15 protein-coding genes are annotated in these 16833 nt (G+C 66.6%); 6 read left to right on the top strand and 9 right to left on the bottom strand.

Features of this window, described 5'->3' with window-relative positions:
* Positions 1-10: 10 nt before the first annotated feature.
* The 6 genes from fdhF to ACFW6D_RS29700 form a co-directional block, all read right to left on the bottom strand.
* Positions 11-3013 (bottom strand): formate dehydrogenase subunit alpha, encoded by a 3003-nt coding sequence (fdhF, locus tag ACFW6D_RS29725; protein WP_379333578.1) that lies wholly within the window; start codon positions 3011-3013, stop codon positions 11-13.
* Positions 3013-4569: a formate dehydrogenase beta subunit gene (locus ACFW6D_RS29720; protein WP_379333576.1), complete on the bottom strand. Its 1557-nt coding sequence runs from the start codon at positions 4567-4569 to the stop codon at positions 3013-3015. Before ACFW6D_RS29720 ends, fdhF begins: the two co-directional genes overlap by 1 nt.
* Positions 4569-5042, bottom strand: coding sequence for an NAD(P)H-dependent oxidoreductase subunit E (locus ACFW6D_RS29715; RefSeq protein WP_379333574.1), 474 nt, complete (start codon positions 5040-5042; stop codon positions 4569-4571). Before ACFW6D_RS29715 ends, ACFW6D_RS29720 begins: the two co-directional genes overlap by 1 nt.
* Positions 5043-5051: 9 nt before the next feature.
* Positions 5052-5180: a hypothetical protein gene (locus ACFW6D_RS29710; protein ID WP_379234971.1), complete on the bottom strand. Its 129-nt coding sequence runs from the start codon at positions 5178-5180 to the stop codon at positions 5052-5054.
* Positions 5181-5201: 21 nt separating this feature from the next.
* Entirely contained in the window at positions 5202-6587 is a 1386-nt protein-coding gene (locus ACFW6D_RS29705) for an OFA family MFS transporter (RefSeq protein WP_379333572.1), read from the bottom strand.
* Between the two features lie 250 nt (positions 6588-6837).
* Positions 6838-7770, bottom strand: coding sequence for a LysR substrate-binding domain-containing protein (locus ACFW6D_RS29700; RefSeq protein ID WP_379333570.1), 933 nt, complete (start codon positions 7768-7770; stop codon positions 6838-6840).
* A 23-nt stretch (positions 7771-7793) separates the two neighbouring features.
* Here ACFW6D_RS29700 and map point away from each other — a divergent pair, with 23 nt between their 5' ends.
* Together map and ACFW6D_RS29690 are read left to right on the top strand one after the other, a co-directional pair.
* Positions 7794-8657: a type I methionyl aminopeptidase gene (gene map, locus ACFW6D_RS29695; RefSeq protein WP_379333568.1), complete on the top strand. Its 864-nt coding sequence runs from the start codon at positions 7794-7796 to the stop codon at positions 8655-8657.
* Complete coding sequence (locus tag ACFW6D_RS29690; protein WP_379333566.1) at positions 8654-10243, top strand: cobyric acid synthase; 1590 nt, start codon at positions 8654-8656, stop codon at positions 10241-10243. The genes map and ACFW6D_RS29690 overlap by 4 nt, the downstream gene beginning before the upstream one ends.
* Before the next feature lie 132 nt (positions 10244-10375).
* Here ACFW6D_RS29690 and ACFW6D_RS29685 read toward each other — a convergent pair whose 3' ends face one another.
* On the bottom strand, positions 10376-11128 hold the full coding sequence (locus ACFW6D_RS29685) for an SDR family oxidoreductase (RefSeq protein ID WP_379333564.1): 753 nt from the start codon (positions 11126-11128) through the stop codon (positions 10376-10378).
* Positions 11125-11448 (bottom strand): hypothetical protein, encoded by a 324-nt coding sequence (locus ACFW6D_RS29680; protein ID WP_379333562.1) that lies wholly within the window; start codon positions 11446-11448, stop codon positions 11125-11127. Before ACFW6D_RS29680 ends, ACFW6D_RS29685 begins: the two co-directional genes overlap by 4 nt.
* A gap of 125 nt (positions 11449-11573) precedes the next feature.
* Here ACFW6D_RS29680 and ACFW6D_RS29675 point away from each other — a divergent pair, with 125 nt between their 5' ends.
* Together ACFW6D_RS29675 and ACFW6D_RS29670 are read left to right on the top strand one after the other, a co-directional pair.
* The gene (locus tag ACFW6D_RS29675) at positions 11574-12479 is read left to right on the top strand and encodes a LysR family transcriptional regulator (RefSeq protein ID WP_379333560.1); all 906 of its coding nucleotides are present in this window, start codon (positions 11574-11576) and stop codon (positions 12477-12479) included.
* Positions 12480-12846: 367 nt separating this feature from the next.
* Entirely contained in the window at positions 12847-13410 is a 564-nt protein-coding gene (locus tag ACFW6D_RS29670; protein WP_379333558.1) for an alpha/beta hydrolase, read from the top strand.
* 78 nt (positions 13411-13488) lie between these two features.
* On the opposite strand, the gene ACFW6D_RS29665 is transcribed toward ACFW6D_RS29670, so the two are convergent.
* Positions 13489-14502 (bottom strand): alpha/beta hydrolase, encoded by a 1014-nt coding sequence (locus ACFW6D_RS29665; RefSeq protein WP_379333556.1) that lies wholly within the window; start codon positions 14500-14502, stop codon positions 13489-13491.
* A 234-nt stretch (positions 14503-14736) separates the two neighbouring features.
* On the opposite strand from ACFW6D_RS29665, the gene mqo reads away from it, so the two are divergent.
* Together mqo and ACFW6D_RS29655 are read left to right on the top strand one after the other, a co-directional pair.
* Entirely contained in the window at positions 14737-16266 is a 1530-nt protein-coding gene (gene mqo, locus ACFW6D_RS29660) for a malate dehydrogenase (quinone) (RefSeq protein WP_379333554.1), read from the top strand.
* Complete coding sequence (locus tag ACFW6D_RS29655) at positions 16263-16703, top strand: GNAT family N-acetyltransferase (protein ID WP_379231762.1); 441 nt, start codon at positions 16263-16265, stop codon at positions 16701-16703. The genes mqo and ACFW6D_RS29655 overlap by 4 nt, the downstream gene beginning before the upstream one ends.
* The last annotated feature ends 130 nt before the right edge of the window (positions 16704-16833 follow it).

Genomic DNA, 16833 nt, shown 5'->3' with positions numbered 1-16833 from the left:
TGCCGACCCGTCAGCGGACAGGTAGTTCGAGCAGTTCGGCGGTCGCCCGCACGTGTCCATCGCAGGTGGCGCCCGCGCGAGTCACCTGGTCGCGCAACTGTTCTCGCATGCGCGGGTCCCAGTATTTGCGGATGTGGGTCGCCATGACCGAGGCCGCATCGCGTTCGGGCAGGTCGCGGAACTGGGCGGCGATCTCGGTGGCCAGGCGCATCGCCTCGGGCAGGTGTTCGCGGTGCGAGGCGTCGCGCAGCGGTGAACCCAGGGCCACCTGCACGGCGGTCACCTTGTATTCGGGGCAGTTGGTGGCCCAGTCGGAGTTGTCGGTGGTCACCACGTTCGCCCCGGTGGTGGGGTAGTGGAACGTCGTGTACACGACGCCGGGCGGCATGCGATCCGAGAGCACCGCGTGCAGGCGGGTCTCGCCCGCACGGCTGGCCAGGGTCACCTCGGCGCCGTCGGTGATGCCGCGGACCTCGGCGTCGTGCGGGTGGATCTCGAGGATGTCCTCGGCGTGCCAGACCACATTGGCGGTGCGGCGGGTCTGCGCGCCCACGTTGTACTGGCTCAGGATGCGGCCCGTGGTGAGGATGAGCGGGAAGCGGCGGGTGGCTCGTTCGGTGGTCGGGACGAAGGTAGTGGTGACGAATCTGCCCTTGCCACGGATGAATTCGTCGACGTGCATGATCGGGGTGCCGTCAGGAGCGGCATCGGTGACCGGCCACTGCATGCTGCCGAGGCGGTCCAGCTTCGCGAACGAGACGCCCGCGAAAGTCGGGGTGAGCGCGGCGATCTCGTCCATGATCTGGCTCGGGTGGTCGTAGTCCATCGGGTAGCCCATGGCCGTGGCGATCTCGCACGGAATCTGCCACTCGTGCTTACCCGTGGCGGGCGCCATCACCGGGCGCACTCGGTTGATCCGCCGCTCGGCGTTGGTGAAGGTGCCGTCCTTCTCCAGAAACGAGGTCCCGGGCAGGAATACGTGCGCGAACTTCGCCGTCTCGTTGAGGAACAGGTCCTGCACGACCAGCAGATCCAGCGCCGCCAGTGCCGCGAAGACGTGCTTGGTGTTCGGGTCGGACTGGGCGATGTCCTCACCCTGTACGTACAGCCCACGGAACGTGCCGTCGATGGCGGAGTCGAACATGTTCGGAATCCGCAGGCCCGGTTCGGCGGAAATCGGTCGCTGCCACAGGGTTTCGAAGACCTCGCGCACGGCGTCGTCGGAGACGTGCCGGTAGCCGGGCAGTTCGTGCGGGAACGACCCCATATCGCAGGAGCCCTGCACATTGTTCTGGCCACGCAGCGGGTTCACGCCAACGCCGTCGCGGCCGATATTGCCGGTGGCCATGGCCAGGTTCGCCATGCCCATCACCATGGTGGAGCCCTGGCTGTGCTCGGTGACGCCGAGACCGTAGTAGATCGCGGCATTGCCGCCGGTGGCGTAGAGGCGGGCGACCGCGCGCAGGTCCTCGGCGGGGATGCCGGTGAGATCCGCGACGGCTTCGGGGCTGTGTTCGGGGCGGGCGATGAACTCCGCCCACTCATCGAAGTCTTCACAGCGGCTGTGCACGAATTCGGTGTCGACCAGGCCCTCGGTCACCACCACGTGGGCGAGGGCGTTCACCACGGCCACGTTGGTGCCCGGCCGCAAGGGCAGGTGGTAGGCGGCCTCGATGTGCGGTGAGCGCACCAGGTCGATGCGGCGCGGATCGATCACGACCAGTTTCGCGCCCTCGCGCAGCCGTCGCTTCATCCGCGAGGCGAACACCGGATGCCCGTCGGTGGGGTTCGCGCCGATGACCACGATCACATCCGCCGCGGCGACCGACCGGAAATCCTGGGTGCCCGCGGACTCACCGAAGGTCTGCTTGAGTCCGTATCCGGTGGGGGAGTGACACACTCGCGCACAGGTGTCGATGTTGTTGTTGCCGAACGCCGCGCGCACCATCTTCTGCACGACGTAGACGTCTTCGTTGGTACAGCGCGAGGAGCTGATCCCGCCGATCGCGCCCGCACCGTGGCGTTCCTGGATGGCACGCATCCGCTCGGCCACGTAGCCGATCGCGTTGTCCCAGTCCACCACTCGCCACTCGTCGGTGATCTTCTCGCGGATCATCGGTTCGAGGACGCGGTCGGGGTGGGTGGCGTAACCGAAGGCGAAGCGGCCCTTCACGCACGCGTGGCCCTCGTTGGCGCCGCCGTTCTTGTCGGGGACCATCCGCACCAGTTCGGTGCCGCGCAGCTCGGCCTTGAACGAGCAGCCGACACCGCAGTACGCGCACGTGGTGGACACCGAGCGTGTCGGAATGCCCAGTTGCACAACGGACTTCTCCTGCAGCGTCGACGTCGGACAGGCCTGCACGCACGCACCGCACGACACGCACTCGGAGTCGACGAACGACTCACCCACTCCCGCAGAAACTTTCGACTCGAAACCGCGACCCTCGATGGTGAGCGCGAAGGTGCCCTGGATCTCACCGCACGCACGCACACACCGCGAACACGCGATGCACTTGGCCGGATCGAAGTCGAAATACGGGTTGCTGGTGTCCTTTTCGAGGTCGAGATGGTTCGCGCCCTCGTAGCCGTAGCGGACCTGACGTAGCCCGACCACCCCCGCCATGTCCTGCAGTTCGCAATCGCCGTTCGCGGGGCAGGTCAGACAGTCCAGGGGGTGGTCGGAGATGTAGAGCTCCATGACACCCTGGCGCAGCTTCTCCAGTTGCGGTGTCTGGGTGCGGACCCGCATGCCCTCTGTTACGGGGGTCGTGCACGAGGCGGGCGTGCCGCGCCTGCCGTCGACCTCGACCAGACACAGTCGACAGGAGCCGAACGCGTCGAGACTGTCGGTGGCGCACAGCTTCGGAATGTCGATACCGGCCAGGGCGGCGGCCCGCAGCACCGAGGTGCCCTCGCCGACTGTTACTGGCAGACCGTCGATTTCGACGGTGACGGGTGGGGCGTCGGCCGGGGGAGCGGGTGTGCCGAGGTCCCTTTCGGGGAGCAGCGTCATCAGGTCTCCTCGGGTCGTGCGTGGGTGAAGTCCTCCGGGAAATGCAGCAGCGCGCTGCGCACCGGGTTGGGGGTGAGGCCGCCCATCGCGCACAGCGAACCGCTCACCATGAGCTCGCACAGATCGTTGAGCAGGGCGAGATTGCCGTCGGGGTCGACGCCGCCGACGATCCGGTCGATCACCTCGACCCCACGCACCGCGCCGACCCGGCACGGCGTGCACTTACCGCACGACTCCTCGGCACAGAACTGCATGGCGAACCGTGCCATCCCGGCCATGTCGACGGTGTCGTCGAACACCACGATGCCGCCGTGGCCGAGCATCGCGTCGGCCGCGCCGAAGGCCTCGTAATCGGTGGGCAGGTCCAGCTTGTCGGCCGGAATGTAGGCGCCGAGCGGGCCACCGACCTGCACCGCGCGCACGGGGCGACCGGAGCGGGTGCCGTCACCGTACTTGTAGACCAGATCGTGCAGCGAGATGCCGAACGCGGACTCGAAAACCCCACCGCGCGCGATGTTTCCGGCGAGCTGGAACACCTGGGTGCCGCGCGAGCGGTCGACGCCGAGCGCCGCGTAGGCCTTGCCGCCGTCGGCGAGGATCGCGGGCACACTCACCAGGGTGAGCACATTGTTGACCGCGCTCGGTTTGCCGAACAGTCCGTTGATCGCGGGAATCGGCGGTTTGGGACGGACCGTGCCGCGCTTGCCCTCGAGGCTTTCCAGCATCGCGGTCTCCTCACCGCAGATATAGGCGCCGCCGCCGATCCGCAGGTGGATATCGAAATCCAGACCGGAGCCGAGGATGTCGCGGCCGAGCCACCCCTTCGCCCTCGCCGCCTCGATCGCCTGCTCGAGTACCGATGCCGCGTCCGGATATTCCGAACGCAGGTAGATGTAGCCCTCGCTCGCGCCGACCGCGTACGCGGCGATGGTCATTCCCTCGAGGAGGCTGAACGGGTCGCCTTCCATGACGACACGGTCGGCGAAGGTGCCGCTGTCGCCCTCATCGGCGTTGCAGCACACGAACTTCAGCGGACCGGGCGCGTCGGCGACGGTCTGCCACTTGATGCCCGCCGGGAATCCGGCCCCGCCGCGACCGCGCAGTCCGGATTCGGTGACCTCGGCGATCACCTCGGCCGGGGTGAGCTCGAAGGCGCGGCGCAACCCGACCAGCCCGCCGTGGGCCACGTAGTCGGTAGGGGAGAGCGGGTCGGTGACGCCGACCCTGGCCAGGCACAAGCGCTGCTGTTCACGCATCCACGGAAGATCCTCGACCACACCGTGATTCAGCTCGTGCGGCAGTCCGTCGAGCATGCCGAGCTCGACCAGGTCGTCGATGTCCTCGACGCGCACCGGGCCGTAACCCACACGCCCACGCGGGGTTTCGATCTCGACGAGCGGTTCCAGCCACAGCATGCCGCGAGTGCCGGTGCGCACGACCGTGATCTCCTGGCCGATGCGCGATGCCGCCGAGTACAGCGCGATCACGACCTCGTCGGCCCCGACCGAGGTCGCCGCGGAATCGCGCGGCACGTAGACCTTGGTGACCTTGCGCATTATTCGTCCTCCGCCAACACGATCTCGGCGACGCTGTCTCGATCGAGCCGCCCGTACACCTGCCCGTTGATCAGCGCCGACGGGCCAAGCGCGCAATTGCCCACGCAGAACACCTGATCGAGGGTGACGCGCCCGTCCGGTGTCGTCTGCCCGGTCTTGGTGCCGAGCCACTGCTCGAGCTCGCCCGCGAGGGTTTCCGAGCCGACCGACCGGCAGGCCTCGGCCCGGCACACCTGCACACACACCCGACCGACCGGCTCGGCCCGGAAGTCCTTGTAGAAGCTGACCACCCCGTGCACATCGGCGCGCGAGAGATTCAATTCGGCGGCAACCAGACCCACGATCTCGGGCGCGATGTAGCCGAGTAGGTGCTGGATGTCGTGCAGGATCGGTAGCAGGGGCCCGCGTTCGTCGCGGTGCTTGTCGGCCACGGTGCTGACCAGTTCGGCCAGCTGACCGGTCGTGTCTCCCATCGCTTCCCTCTATCCGCTGAAGAGTTTGAGTGCTGCTTTGACGGCGTTGAAAAGTCCGTAGGCCAGCGGTAATCCGACGACGGTCCAGGAGATCACGAGCTGCGCCCGGTAGCTGTGCGGATGTTCGGCTTCGGTCATGAGGTGGGCTCCTTACGTGTTTCAGGTTCGGACGGCGGCGGGTGCGGCAGCGTCGGTGACCGGCTGCTTCTCGTGCCAGCGCGCAGAGACCGGGCGGACCAGGAGGTTCGCGACGAAGCCGATGGCCAGCACGCCGACCATGATGAACAGCGCGGGCCGGTAGTCGCGGGCCATGAGATGGCCGGGCTCGCCCTGGGCGTCGAGCACTCCGTTGACGATCAGCGGCCCGAGCACACCCGCCGTCGACCAGGCCGTGAGCAGGCGCCCGTGGATCGCGCCGACCTGGAAGGTGCCGAACAGGTCGCGCAGATACGCGGGCACCGTGGCGAAACCGCCGCCGTAGAAGGAAATGATGATCACGCACAGGATCACGAACAGCGCGGTCGCGTTCGAACCGACCAGGGCCAACGCGAGATAGGCGACCATGCCGACACCCAGATACATCATGTAGGTGGGTTTGCGGCCGAGATAGTCGGAGGTGGTCGACCAGACGAACCGGCCGCCCATGTTCGCCACCGACAGCAGACCGACGAACCCGGCCGCCACCGCGGTGGTCACCGTGGACACTCCGTCGGCATTGCGGAAGAAGTCCTGGATCATGTCCGCGGCCTGCTCGAGAATGCCGATGCCAGCGGTCACGTTGCACAGCAACACAATCCACAGCAGCCAGAACTGCGGGGTCTTGATCGCATTGGCTGCCGAGACATTCGCCGTGGTCACCATCGGCTTGGCGGCGACCGTGCTCGGATCGAAATTCGCGGGCTTCCAGCCGGGCGCAGGGACCCGCACGGTGAACACGCCGAGCATCATCACGATGAAATAGGCGATGCCCAGGGTGATGAACAGTTTCATCACCGCGTCGCCACCGGCCTCGGCGCCACCGAAACGGGCGAGGAGTTCACGCGAGAGCGGGGCGGCCACCATGGCGCCACCGCCGAAACCCATGATCGCCATGCCCGTGGCCAGACCCGGGCGATCCGGGAACCACTTGATCAGCGTCGACACCGGGGAGATGTAGCCGAGGCCGAGCCCGATACCGCCGATGAAGCCGTACCCGAGATAGACCACCCACAGCTGCTCGGTCGCGATACCCGCCGCCGCCACCAGGAATCCCGACGACCAACAACAGGCCGCGGTGAACATCGTTTTGCGCGGGCCGACGCGGTCCACCCAGGTGCCGAAGATCGCGGCCGAGAGCCCGAGCATCACGATCGCGATCGAGAAGATCAGCCCGATCGCGGTGAGACTCGAATCGAAGTGCTTGACCAGCGCGTCCTTGTAGACACTGGTGGCGTACGCCTGACCGATGCACAGGTGGATGGCCAGCGCGGCGGGTGGGATCAGCCACCGGCTGTAGCCGGGGGGAGCGATGGTGTGCTCCCGGTCCAGGAAAGACAGCGCAGGCACTGCGCACCTCCTCGAGGTGTGGCTTCTACGGGTGGGTAGCCGGGGTGGTGCCTGCACCGAGACCGCGCGAAACACCGACGGCTTTGCGCCCGTCGGTGTTTCGACGTCGAACCCTGCTCATGATCACCTGCCGGTCAGCGGGTCACGCCGCGCCGCTGATCGCGCTACGTCGTCCCGTGTCCTGAAAAGTAAGGCCGACGTGTGATCAACGTCAAAGTCCTAACTTCGATGAATTGATAAGCAGGATTTATCAGAAATCGGGTTTCAGGCGACGGGCGAGGCCCCGGTCCAGCTCACCGGCGATATCGAGTTCACCGACCGTGTCGACCAGCGTGCGCGCCAGGATCGACTTCGGGTCCTTACCGGCCAGTACCAGTCCCACATGGAAGGATCGGCGCGGTTGCGGCATGGTCAGCAACCGGGCACCGGGTGGGATGTCGAAGCTGTGCAACCACGCGTGCGGAATCACACTGGACAGTCTCATCGACTCTAGATGAGAGTAGATCGCGGAAACAGTGTCAGTTTCGACCACCGGTTCCACCTGGGCCCCTGCCTCGGCGAAGTGCCCGTCCAGGATCCGGCGGTTCTGCATCACCGGCGTCAGCAGGCACAGCGGTGCCCTCGCCGCATCGGCCCAGCTGATCGACTCCCTGGCACCGAACTCACCGTCAGCCGGGGTCAGGAACAGGTAGCGCTCCCGATACAGCGGAACCACCCGCACCCGGCCCAGCGGATCACCGTCGACGTAGGTCATCCCGATGTCGATGTCGAAGTCGTTGAGCCGGGTCGCGATCTCGCGCGAGGACATCGATTCGAGGGAGAACCGCACCAGCGGGTGTCGCAGATGCAGGGGAGTGGTCACCAGCGACGCGGCCGTCAGCGCCGTCGGAATCGCGCCGATGCGCAACACTCCGGTGAGCCCGCCGCGCATGCTCGACAACGTCGAATGCAGTTGTTCCTGCTCGGCGATCATCCGCTGCGCCCACTCGAGGACCTCCGCGCCCTCGGCGGTGAACCCGGCGAATCGCTGCCCACGCTGGACGATCTGCACCCGCAGCTCGCTCTCCAGCTTGCGGATGCCCGCCGACAGCGCGGGCTGGGTCACATGACAGGCCAGGGCCGCGCGACCGAAGTGTTGTTCGTGCGCCAACGCGACCAAGTACTCCATCTGACGCAGCAGCATGAGCCCATAGATACACTGCCTCTATGTCCGTGCGCACCCGTCAGCCACTAGTTCCCGGCACCCAGTCGCCGATCCGGGAAGTTCCCCGCTCCATCGAGCGTCCCGAGTACGTCTGGAAGAAGACCGCGAACGAGGGCAACGAGCCCTGGGTGCAGACCGCCGAGACCATCGAGAAGATGCGGATCGCGGGCAAGATCGCGGCCCGGGCCCTCGAAGAGGCGGGCAAGGCGGTGGCGCCGGGCGTCACCACCGACGAGCTCGACCGAATCGCCCACGAGTACATGTGCGACCACGGCGCCTACCCCTCCACGCTGGGCTACAAGGGTTTTCCCAAGTCCTGCTGCACCTCGCTCAACGAGGTCATCTGCCACGGCATCCCCGACTCGACCGTGATCGAGGACGGTGACATCGTCAATATCGACGTCACCGCCTTCATCCACGGCGTGCACGGCGACACCAACAAAACCTTCCTCGCCGGCGATGTCGACGAGGAGGTGCGCCTGCTCGTGGAGCGCACCGAGGAGGCCACCAACCGGGCGATCAAGGCCGTCAAGCCGGGTCGCGCCCTGAATGTGGTCGGGCGCGTCATCGAGGCATACGCCAACCGCTTCGGCTACGGCGTGGTCCGCGACTTCACCGGCCACGGTGTGGGCCCGACCTTTCACAGCGGTCTGGTGGTGCTGCACTACGACCAGCCCAACATCGAGTCGGTCATCGAACCCGGCATGACGTTCACCATCGAGCCGATGATCAACCTCGGCGGCATCGACTACGACATCTGGGACGACGGCTGGACCGTGGTCACCCAGGACCGCAAGTGGACGGCGCAGTTCGAACACACCCTGGTCGTCACCGAAACGGGCGCGGAAATCCTCACCCTGCCGTGAGTGCGCCCTTGCGCGGGGCGCTACTGATCGCGGGTACCACCTCCGACGCGGGGAAAAGCGTTGTGGTGGCTGGTATCTGCCGGATGCTGGCGCGGCGTGGGGTGCGGGTGGCGCCGTTCAAGGCGCAGAACATGTCGAACAACTCGGTTGTCACGCTCGATGGTGGGGAGATCGGGCGGGCGCAGGCTCTGCAGGCTCGGGCCTGTGGGTTGGAGCCTAGTGTGCGGTTCAATCCGGTGCTGTTGAAGCCCGGCAGTGATCGCCGTTCGCAGTTGGTGGTTCGGGGTCAGGCTGTCGGGACTGTCGGCGCGCGTGACTATTTCACGCGTCGACAGGAACTGCGCGAAGTGGTCGCGGCCGAACTTACCTCGCTGCGTGCCGAATTCGATGTGGTGATCTGTGAAGGTGCGGGTTCGCCAGCCGAAATCAATTTGCGTGCCACCGACTTGGCGAACATGGGTTTGGCGCGGGCCGCTGATATTCCGGTTCTGGTGGTCGGCGATATCGACAGGGGCGGTGTGCTCGCGCATCTGTTCGGCACCGTCGCGGTACTGGAACCCGAAGACCAGCAACTCATCTCGGGGTTCATCATCAACAAATTCCGTGGTGATGTGTCCCTGCTGCAGCCAGGCCTGGACCAACTCACTGCCCTGACCGGTCGACCGACCCTCGGCGTCCTCCCGTTCGCTGAAGACCTCTGGCTCGACGCCGAAGACTCCCTCGGCACCATCTCCGGTGCCCCCGTCGGCCGACCGGGCCCACCCCATGGCACCGAGTGGCTCACCGTGGCCGCCATTCGCCTCCCGCGAATCTCCAACTCCACCGATATCGAAGCCCTGGCCTGTGAGCCCGGCGTGTCGGTCCGCTGGGCCGACAGCCCGCACCAACTGGCCACCGCCGACCTTGTGGTCATCCCCGGCAGCAAGGCCACCATCTCGGATCTGAACTGGTTGCGCGCCAATGGCATTGCCGATGTGCTCCGGGCTCGCGCCGCGGCGGGCCGTCCCGTTCTCGGTATCTGTGGTGGTTACCAAATGCTCGGTCGGCGAATCACCGACGGTGTCGAACACGCGATGTCCGAGGCGCCCACCTCTACAGCGGACAGCGCCTCGGCGACCCGACCCACTGTGGTGGACGGTGTCGGCCTGCTCGACCTCGACATCGAGTTCGCGGACCCGAAGATCGCCCGTCAGGTGACCGGCGCCGCGGGCTCGATTCCCGTGCACGGCTACGAGATCCACCATGGCAGAGTCACCCACACTGCCGACCTGCCCTGGCTGACCATCGACGGAGCCCCCGAAGGTAGTGCGCGAGAAGCGATCTGGGGTACCCACGTCCACGGCCTCCTCGAATCCGACGAGTTCCGGCGCGCCTGGCTCACCGAAGTCGCCACCCGAGCGGGCCGCCCCGGCTTCACCGTCGCCCCCGACACCTCGGTCGCGACCACCCGGTCCGCCCAACTCGACCTACTCGCCGACCTCGTCGAACAACACCTCGACCTGGCCGCGCTGGACCAGCTCATCCGTGACGGTGCCCCAGCCGACCTCCCCGTCATCGACACCGGGATCAGCACGCCCGCACCGTGACGGCCAGGCAGGCGGAGCCGGTGCGACCGTGACGGCCCGACAGGCCGAACCAGTGCGACCGTGACGGCCTGGCGGGCGGAGACGGCGTGACCGAAACCGCCTGCCAGGCAGTGAGGCGTTGCGTCGCGCTGATCAGCGGGTGGTGTATCCGCCGTTGGCGAAGATGGTCTGGCCGGTGACCCAACCGCCTTCGGCGACAAGGAATTCCACCAGCGGCGCGATGTCCTCGATCCGGGTCAATCGGTCGTTCATCGCCTGCGACTTGTGGAATTCGACGCGCTCGGGCGTCTCCTGCGGGTAGAAGAACGGGGTGTCCATCGGGCCCGGCGCCACGCTGTTGACCGTGATGCTGCGCGGTGCGAATTCCTTCGCCGCGGCCCTGGTGAAGTGCTCGACCGGGCTCTTCGCGCCCGCGTAGGTGGAGTAGCCGTCGGTGAACGCGGCGAGCAGGGAGGTCACGATCGTGACGATGCGGCCGCCGTCGTTGAGCCGCTTGCCCGCCTCCTGCAGGAAGAAGTACGCGGCCTTGGCGTTGACGTCGAACATCGCGTCGTACTCGGCTTCGGTGGTGTCGAGGATCGGCTTGCGCAGCACCTTGCCGACGGTGTTCACTGCGATGTCCACCCCGCCGAACGCCTCGATCGCGGTGTCGAACATGCGGACGATATTGGCCGGCACGGTGAGGTCGGCCTGGAACGAAACCGCTTCGACACCTGCGGCTTTCGCGGCGGCCACGGTGTCGTCGGCATCGGCCTTGCTGGCGTCGCTGTTGTAGTGAACCAGCACATTCGCGCCGTCGTCGGCGAGTGTGGTGCTGATGAGTCGCCCGAGATTCTTGGCTCCCGCGGCTACTACCGCGGAGTTTCCGGTCAAAACGCCCGTCATCGATACGTCCTCTCGTCGGTGTCGCTCGGTTCGTACGACTCGCGGTCCGCCACTGCGAAACCCGGGATATCGAGCGTGGCGCGCCCGATCGGCGTATTCGCCCAGCCACGGCCCCGCGCGGTCATCTCCCACACACCGGTGCCGTGAATCTGCTTATACGCGAGCAGGCCTCGGAATATCATGCGAGCGGTGGCGTGCTCGGCTCGTCGCTCGGAGAGTTCGGCTCTGCGCGCGAGGTCGGCGAGGTCGAGCGACTCGCCCGGTGCGAGTACCGCCAGGACGCGTGCGTCGTCCAGGGTGATCGGGTCTGGATGAGTCACAGCCGCTCCCAAGGTGGTGTCGGAGTCGTACAACTTCGACGGTAGGGGCAGGTTGAACAAATGGGAAACAGTAGTTTCTGGCTTCTCCACAAATGATCTTTGTAGGTCGAGGTAAGGTCGATCGCATGGCCGATCGGACGACCCGCGACGGCAGGCCGCTGGACCTGCATCGCCTGCACCAGTTCCTCGCCGTGGCCGAACATACCGGATTCACCAGCGCCGCAACCGAATTGCACATCACCCAGCAGGCACTCAGCGCCGCCATCGGTCAGCTGGAACGCCAACTCGGCGTCGCACTGTTCGACCGGTCCGGGCGCAAGCTGAACCTCACGCCCGCCGGGGAGGTGTTGCGCGACGGCACCCGCGCCCTGCTCGCGGCCGCCGCGACCCTGGCCGAGCAAACCCACGAGGCAGGCGTCGCCGCACCGCGCCCCTTCGTCATCGGGCACACGCCGGCGATCACGGCCGAAGAGGCTTACCTGCTGATGGCCCCCGTGCGCGACCAGCTGCCCGACGTCTCACTCACCGCCCGGCAGATGTTCCCCGACGCACTTGTCCCCGCCCTCTACGACGGCGAGATCGACCTGGCCCTGCGCCGCGGCGTGGCGATGCCCCCCGACCTCGCCTCCGCGATCATCGCCTATGACCCGGTACGCATCGCGGTCAGCAGCAACCACCGACTAGCCACCCGTGAATCCCTGCACATCCACGACCTACGCGAGGAATCGGTCATCGTCTGGGCGCCACCCGGCCACTCCTTCTACACCGACTTCCTCCTCAGCACCTACCGCCGAGCAGGCATCGAACCCACCTTCGTCGTCAACCGCATCCAGGGCACACCCCCGATCACGGCAGTCGTCGACAACAACCACATCGCCTTCGTCACCGCCCCGGCCGGCCCAGCCCTGGACGGCCGAGTCACCGTAATCCCACTGGCCGACCCACCCCTTGCCCCCACCCAGGCCCTCTGGCTTCCCCACACGGTCTCCCCGATCCGAGACCTCCTCACCACGCAACGAACTCGGGAATGACGGTCCTGACCCGAGCAGCTCCGCGATGGTGCCGAATCGTGTTCGTCCGATGGTGATGGGTCGTCTTCGGGTTGTTCGCGGCCGATGACGAGGGCCGCGTGGCCGAAGATGAGGGCAGGCGCGCCCAGCACGAGGGCGCCGAACAACCAGAGGAAGTCCGTGCTTGCCGCAGACGCCGAGCGGTACGCGTGCATGCCTTGGCGATGTGCGGCCCGTCTCGGCTCACAGCGTGCGGTGCCGGGTTGTGACAGGTCTGGCAATTCTGGGGGTGGGGGTGGTGAAAGGCCAGTTCACGGGGATGGGGTCGGTGGGCGGGTGCGCTGGAACACTGCTCGTTGTTCAGCGTGGCCGTGTACCGTAACCCGGCATGAAATCTCGGCAGATCACGGTCGGTGACCAGGCCTGGACGGTGCGCGTCGACGGGCCTTCCTCGCGGCACAATGTGCTGCTGCTACCCGATGCCGACGACCCTGCCGACGTGTTCGACAAGGTGTGTGCGCGGCTGCACGAATCCGAGCTGCAGACCGTCGTGATCGAGTCGCCCGGGGGACTCGATCCGAAGGGCGTGCTCGCGATTCTCGACGAGCTCGAGATGCCGTACGTGAACGTCGCGGGGCGAGGTTCGGGCGCGGCGCTGGCGTGGCGGGTGTGCGCGGGTCGATTCGGCCGGTTCATGAGCCTGGTCGTCGCCGATCACGGGCACCCGGCCGTCCCCGCCGCGGACGGGGACGTGCCCGATCCGGCGTGTCCGCCGCTGGAGCTCCCGGTCACCATGCTGGTGACCAAGAGCCTCTCGCGCGCCACCGCCGACGCCTCCGGTCGCTACGTCTACGGCGAATTCCGCGTAGTCCCACTGGAAGTCGACAACATCGCCACCGAAGCGGGCCACGAACTCGCCACCGAGATCGTCCTGCGCACCAGCCTCTGGTAGATCAAGATCACCACGCTCTCACCGTGTTCGCCTCTCGGGCGATACTTTGCTGAGAGCGTGGTGATCAGTGGTCCAGGACTAGGCCTTGCGGTAGGCGGCCAGCCAGTCGAGCCAGTTGTCGGTTTCCTGGAAGGCGTTGGCGCGCACGGCTTCCGAGGACAGGAACACGTCGTGGCGGGCGCCCTCGATCGGGACGATCGAGGTGCGCTCGCCCAGGCAACCCGCCCAGCGTTGGATCTGTTTCACGTCGAGCACCGCGTCGGCCACATCGACGGCGGGGGAGTGTTCGCGGGCGAACTTGGTGATCCGCGAGCGCAGGATCAGTGCGGGGACGCCGATGGTGAGGCCCTGGTGCAGGCGCGCCTGACCCCGGCGGATGGCGCGCAGCCAGCCGAGCCGTACGGGTTCGCCGTTGAGCGGCTTCCAGTCGAGGTTGTAATCCCACTCACCCGCGCGGGTGTGGTGGAGGCTGTCGCCGTAAGCGGTGCTGACACCGGCGGGCAGTTGGACGAACGCGCGGAAGCGGCCGACCGTGTTGATCACCGGCGTGCCGATGGTCCGGTAGAAGGAGGGGCCCTGCAGGTCGAACCAGGGGCTGTTCAGGACGACACCGGCGACACCCGCCGCCGCACTGCCACCCTTCGATTCCAGGCGGTCCAACCACAGCGGCACGATCAGACCGCCGGTCGAATGGGCGAGGATCAGCACATCGTTGCCGGTCTCCTCGCGCGCGATCCGCAGTGCCTCGTTGAGTTCGGCGTCGTAGAACGCGAGGTCGGAGACGTAGTGCGCGCTCTGTCCCTCGCGCCGTGAGCGTCCGCATTTACGCAGGTCGAGGGCGTAGAAGCGGTGTCCGCGGGCGGCGAAGTGCTCGGCCAGGTGCTCCTGGAAGAAGTAGTCGGTGAACCCGTGCACGTAGAGCACGGTCGGCTCTGCGGCCGGGGCCTCGGCATCGGGGAGATAGCGCACCAGCGTGGCCACGACGTCGCCCTCGCCGTCGGGGTCGACACCGAGGGGGAGCGTCCGCTGCTGATAGGCGGTGCCGAGGACATCGGGCTGCCACTGCGCCTCGGCGAGGGTTTCGTTCGTCACACTGCTCAATCTAACGCGCGGTCGTCGCGACGTGCAGCGTTGGTTTGCGTCACATTAGTGACCTCCGTTGCAGAACTCCGATCAGCGCAGGTGCACAATTGGCATCAGGTGAACGACGGGTAACCTACCTCCCGGCGATTCACCGCGAGTCGCACGAACACCACCAAAGCGCCCGCGCCAAGCGAACTCACCCGCCGGTGGGTAGCTGAGAAGGACAAGGAAGTCGATCTACCCGTGTCGAACGCTGCGAAGATGGAAAAGACCGATGTAGTTCTCATCGGCGCCGGCATCATGAGTGCCACCCTCGGCGCGCTGCTGCGGCAGTTGCAGCCCGACTGGACGATCTCGGTGTTCGAGCGGCTCGACGCCGCCGCCGCGGAGAGCAGCGACCCGTGGAACAACGCGGGTACCGGCCACTCGGCGCTGTGCGAGCTCAACTACAGCCCGCGCAACGCTGACGGCTCGGTCGACGTGAGCAAGGCCGTCGACATCAACGAGCGCTTCCAGGTCTCGCGCCAGTTCTGGGCCTCCGCCGTCGACACCGGCGTCCTCGACGACCCGGCCGGCTTCATCAACCCCATCCCGCACGTGAGCTTCGTGCACGGTGCCGACAACGTCGACTACCTGCGCAAGCGCTACGAGGCCCTCGCGCCGCACCCGCTGTTCCGCGGCATGGAGTTCATCGACGCCCCCGACGAGTTCGCCGCGCGCCTGCCGCTGATGGCCAAGGGCCGCGACTTCAGCGACCCGATCGCGCTGAACTGGTCCGACGGTGGCACCGATATCGACTTCGGCGCGCTCACCAAGCAGTTGCTCGCCTACATCGGCTACTCCGGTGGCGAGATCGCCTTCGGCACCGAGGTCCGCAACCTCGACAAGCAGTCCGATGGTTCCTGGAACGTCACCGTCCGCAACCTGCGCACCTACAAGTCGCGCACCATCAATACGAAGTTCGTCTTCGTCGGCGCCGGTGGTGGCGCGCTGCCGCTGCTGCAGAAGGCCGGAATCAAGGAAGCCAAGGGCTTCGGCGGCTTCCCGATCAGTGGCCAGTTCCTGCGCTCGACCAACCCCGAGCTGATCGCCGCGCACGAGGCCAAGGTCTACGGCAAGGCCGCCGTCGGCGCGCCGCCCATGTCGGTGCCGCACCTCGACACCCGCGTCATCAACGGGCAGAAGGGCCTGCTGTTCGGCCCCTACGCCGGCTGGACGCCGAAGTTCCTCAAGGACGGCTCCAACGCCGACCTGTTCAAGTCGATCAAGCCGAACAACATCGCTTCGCTCGTCGGTGTCGGTCTCACCGAGATGGGCCTGACCAAGTACCTGGTCGAAGAGCTGCTCAAGTCGCAGAACGGCAAGGTGGGCGTGCTCGAGGAGTTCCTGCCGCGCGCGCAGGGCCGCGACTGGGAGCTGATCACCGCCGGTCAGCGTGTGCAGGTCATCCGTCGTAAGGGTGCCGGTGGGGTGCTCGAGTTCGGCACCGCGGTTATCTCCGCCGAGGACGGGTCGATCGCCGGTCTGCTCGGTGCGTCGCCGGGTGCGTCGACCTGTGTCACCGCGATGCTCGACGTGATGCAGCGTTGCTTCCCGCAGCAGTACGCGGGGTGGACGCCGCAGTTGCAGACGATGATCCCCTCGCTGGGACAGAAGCTGTCGGAGAACCAGGCGCTGTTCCAGGAAGTGTGGGACTGGACCAACGCCACGCTGAAGCTGGATCGCAACCACGCGCCCGCGCCTACGCAGGCCCCGAGCTTCGCTCAGGTGTGACTGTCGCGCTGAGGCGGTCGTGGGCGGCGGACCTGGATGCCGCCGCCCTCTACCAGCTGTTGCGGCTTCGGGTGGATGTGTTCGTTGTCGAGCAGGAATGTGCTTATCCGGAGCTGGATGGGCGTGATCTGCTGGCTTCGACGCGGCATTTCTGGCTCGATGACGGTTCGGTGCTCGGCACTTTGCGGCTGCTCGAAGAGGTTGTCGATGGTGTGACGAGTTATCGGATCGGGCGGGTTTGTGTGGCTGAGTCGGCTCGCAAGCACGGGTACACCACGCGGTTGATGCAGGCTGCTTTGGCTGAAACAGGTTCTGCGACTGTGCGGTTGGATGCGCAGTCGCATTTGGTGGGGATGTATGCGAAGTTCGGGTTCGTTGTCGATGGGGCGGAATTCGATGATGACGGGATTATGCATACGCCGATGCGGCGCGGTTAGCGGGACTTCGGGGTTTGAGTAGTCCTAGAGGTTTGACGCTGTGTTTATTGGAGCGCTGGCGCGCTCGAGCGCGGCCCCTGGGGGGCCGCGAGTTAGCCGCCGTTGCTCGCGCTTCGCGCATGCGCAACGG

The organism is Nocardia sp. NPDC058705, assembly GCF_042749305.1.
In the GTDB taxonomy this organism is placed as follows: Bacteria; Actinomycetota; Actinomycetes; order Mycobacteriales; family Mycobacteriaceae; genus Nocardia.
This window is presented reverse-complemented; position numbering and strand designations above follow the sequence as displayed.